The 3,604-nt window shown below is 54.2% G+C and carries 4 protein-coding genes; 3 read left to right on the forward strand and 1 reads right to left on the reverse strand.

Annotated features, from left to right (window positions below; all coding sequences use genetic code 11):
- Positions 1–74: 74 nt before the first annotated feature.
- A complete protein-coding gene (locus tag ACOCD2_RS14360; protein ID WP_293650056.1) occupies positions 75–1,328 on the reverse strand; it encodes an adenylate kinase family protein in 1,254 nt (417 codons plus the stop codon).
- A 249-nt stretch (positions 1,329–1,577) separates the two neighbouring features.
- Between ACOCD2_RS14360 and ACOCD2_RS14365 the strand changes: the two genes are divergently transcribed.
- The 3 genes from ACOCD2_RS14365 to ACOCD2_RS14375 all read left to right on the forward strand — a co-directional run bounded on the left by ACOCD2_RS14365 (position 1,578) and on the right by ACOCD2_RS14375 (position 3,479).
- Complete coding sequence (locus ACOCD2_RS14365; protein WP_293649920.1) at positions 1,578–1,922, forward strand: hypothetical protein; 345 nt, start codon at positions 1,578–1,580, stop codon at positions 1,920–1,922.
- A gap of 63 nt (positions 1,923–1,985) precedes the next feature.
- Positions 1,986–3,242, forward strand: coding sequence for a 6-phosphofructokinase (locus ACOCD2_RS14370; RefSeq protein WP_293649921.1), 1,257 nt, complete (start codon positions 1,986–1,988; stop codon positions 3,240–3,242).
- Between the two features lie 36 nt (positions 3,243–3,278).
- The gene (locus ACOCD2_RS14375; RefSeq protein WP_293649922.1) at positions 3,279–3,479 is read left to right on the forward strand and encodes a hypothetical protein; all 201 of its coding nucleotides are present in this window, start codon (positions 3,279–3,281) and stop codon (positions 3,477–3,479) included.
- Positions 3,480–3,604 lie beyond the last annotated feature (125 nt).

The following is a 3,604-nucleotide window of genomic DNA, read 5'->3' on the forward strand; positions in this document are numbered from 1 at the left end:
CTAGCGCTTTTTTCTCGCGGCCTTTTTCTTGGTCACTTTTTTCTTGGCGACCTTTTTCTTCTGGGGGGCTTTCTTTACCGTCTTTTTCTTGCTGGCCTTGGCCACCGGCTTCCTGCCTGAAGGCTTTTTTTCGTTGCCGGCACTTTCCTGGTGACTTTCTTTGCCACCTTCTTGGCGGTTTTCTTTACCACCTTCTTCTTGCTCGCGACCTTCTTTACAGCAGCCTTCTTTACTACCTTCTTCTTTACGGCTTTTTTGGCCACTTTCTTCTTGCTGGCCACTTTTTTACTGACCGGTGCTTTTTTTGTCACCGCCTTCTTGGTCACTTTCTTCGCTGCTTTCTTGACGACTTTCTTGGCCACTTTCTTCTTGCTGGCAGCCTTTTTCACGGCAGCCTTCTTTTCGACCTTCTTCTTGGCGGCTTTCTTAGGAGCCTGCGCGACTTTTGCTTTCGCGGAAGACTTTTCTGCTGCCTTTGGCGCCGCTTTCTTTTTTGCAGCAGGCTTCTTCTTTGTGGTGGTCTTTTTGCTGGCCTGGGATTTTTCCTGGGCTTTCCTGGCAACCGCTTTTTTGGTGACGGCCCGTTTGGTGCCAGCCGTTTTCTGGGATGCAGGCCTGGCAGCCGCTTCCTTTTTCTCGGTCTTCTCTTCCGGCGCCTCCAGCACGGGTGCGGGCTCGGTGCTGTCGATCACGGTCTGCACACTTTCCCACAACTGCTCTTCGGTGCCGTTGGCATCCACGAGCCGCAATTTGTTCAGCTGCCTGAAGTAATCGAGCACAGGCTGTACCGCCACATCGTATTCACGCAGCTGATTGGCGATATTTTCTTCATACCCCCGGGGACGGCGGCTGACGCGCGAACCGCAGAGATCACAGATTCCTTCCACCATGGGCGGGTTCACATAAAGATTGTAGTGCGTGCCACAGGCATCACAATCGATACGCCCCACGCGGCGCTCCATGAGTTCATCCCGGTCGATGTCGATCATCATCACCAGATCAAGCGGGCGCCTCATCTGGTTCATGGCCGTTTCGATGAATTCCGCCTGGGCGGCATCCTTTGGATAACCGACCAGTACAAATCCGAGTCCCAGCTCTTCCTTGCCAAGCACGCGTTTCAGTACGGTATTGCATACATCATCTGATACCCGACCTGAACCGATGGATTCCTTGGCCAGCCGCCCCAGTTCGTCATCCTGTTGCGCCATGGCAGACAGTTCCTCGGCCACTTCTTCGACGCTAACGACAGGAAACCCATACTTCTCTGCAATTTTCCGGGAGATAACCGATTTTCCTGATCCTGGCGGCCCCAGTAAGATAATCCTCATGCCTCGTTTGTCCTTGCTGTTTAACGCGAATCCACACACCCTGGATTCAGGTTGTATTCCACAAATTGACCAGATATATCCCGACCTGCATTTTTCCTTTATAATTGGCAGGATTACCCGGACTACCGAAAAAATTGCTACATAGCTAAGCGCAATTCGGCTGCAATGTCAACCAAGGATTACGCAAAGCTACTGATTTTCAGTGCATTTTTGCGGTAATGAGCATTTTTCAGCAGGTACAGACAATCGATGGCAACAATCTCCGACTATGGCAAGAGCGAAGAATGGATCATCAAGACCACGCTGAAGGAGCGCTATGGCGAGGATGTTCCTTTTCAGTATGCCGATGCAGAAATTCGTCTGGCTCCGGCAGACAAGGAGCTGAGCAACTGCCCGGTGGTGTACTGGGAGAAGGAAGGCTGCAATTTCGTCATCTTCAAGACAGGCGACCGCCGTTACCGCTGCCAGTTCTTCTACCGGGGTTACCAGCAATACGGCACCGGCGTCCACGAATACGATGACCTGAGCGAATGCATGGTTTCCCTGCTGCAGACCCAGGCTGATCACGACGCCAAGGAACGGGGCGAGATCTGACGCGCCACAAGCACAGAATTCAAGAACTTTAACCAGAATCCTTAATAGTATGAGGGAGTTATCATGACAGCAAAGAATGCTTTCTACGCACAATCCGGTGGTGTGACCGCCGTTATCAACGCTTCTGCCTGCGGCGTTATCGAAACCGCCCGCAAGCACAGCGACAAGATCGCCAATGTGTACGCAGGCCGCAACGGCATCATCGGCGCCCTCACGGAAGACCTTATCGATACCAACCAGGAATCCACTGAAGATATCGCCGCACTGAGAAGCACCCCCTCCGGCGCTTTCGGCTCCTGCCGCTACAAGCTCAAGAGTCTGGAAGACAACAAGCGCGAGTACGAACGCCTGATCGAAGTTTTCAAGGCCCACAACATCGGCTACTTCTTCTACAACGGCGGTGGCGACTCTGCCGACACCTGCTTCAAGGTGTCCCAGCTGTCCGAGAAGATGGGCTTCCCTGTACAGGCCATCCACGTGCCCAAGACGGTGGACAACGACCTGCCCATCACCGACAACTGCCCCGGCTTCGGCTCCGTAGCCAAGTACATCGCCGTTTCCGCACTCGAAGCAAGCTATGACGTGCGCTCCATGGCCAAGACGTCCACCAAGGTATTCGTACTGGAAGTCATGGGCCGTCACGCCGGCTGGATCGCCGCTGCCGGCGGTCTGCTGGAAGACTATAACATCCCCGTAGTGGTGCTGTTCCCGGAAGTGGAATTCGACCAGGAGAAATTCCTCGCGAACGTGAAGCAGAAAGTCGAAACTTTCGGCTATGTCACCGTGGTCGTGTCCGAAGGCACCCACTGGCCTGACGGCCGTTTCCTTGCCGAGCAGGGCACCCGCGACGATTTCGGCCACGCCCAGCTCGGTGGCGCCGCGCCCGTGGTCGCCAACATGATCAAGGAAGCCCTGGGTTACAAGTTCCACTGGGCCGTTGCAGACTACCTGCAGCGCGCCGCCCGTCACCTGGCTTCAAAATCCGACGTGGAGCAGGCGTATGCACTGGGTGAAGCCGCTGTGAACATGGCGCTGGAAGGTCACAATTCCATCATGCCTACAGTCGACCGCAAATCCAGCAGCCCCTACCAGTGGGAAATCGGCATGGCGCCCCTGTCCGAAGTGGCCAACGTGGAAAAGATGATGCCCATGGAATTCATCACCGAAGACGGTTTCGGTATCACCGACGGCTGCAAGGAATACCTGTACCCGCTCATCCAGGGCGAGGCCTATCCAGAATACGATGACAATGGCATGCCCCGTTACGTCACCATGAAAGGCATCGCGGTTCCCCGCAAGCTGGCCGACTTCGAAGTCTGATCCGCTCCGCCCGCCCTCCGGGGCGGGCATTGCGCCATGACACTGGACAGAGCCCGTGAGCTAATCCTTGAGCAGTTGCAGTTCCGCAGCGGCTACAACCGCAATTCGGTACGCATGATACTGGCCGAGGTGCAAAAACTGCACGGCCAGGGCGCAGTGGATCAGCTCATCCGGGAACTGGACCTGGAACAACGATTCGACCTGAAGCCGGGAAGCGACTTTTCCGGCCTCAGATAAAACAACTGAAATTTCCCAATTTTTTGGAGCAATGAATATTAGAGCCGACTAATATGGCGGATAAATTAGTACTTGGTAATATTCTTGTTTATTTTGTTTCTTTCGCTTGAAAAACAATAGGTTAT

The organism is Thiolapillus sp. (assembly GCF_048562965.1).
In the GTDB taxonomy this organism is placed as follows: domain Bacteria; phylum Pseudomonadota; class Gammaproteobacteria; order Chromatiales; family Chromatiaceae; genus Thiolapillus; species Thiolapillus brandeum_A.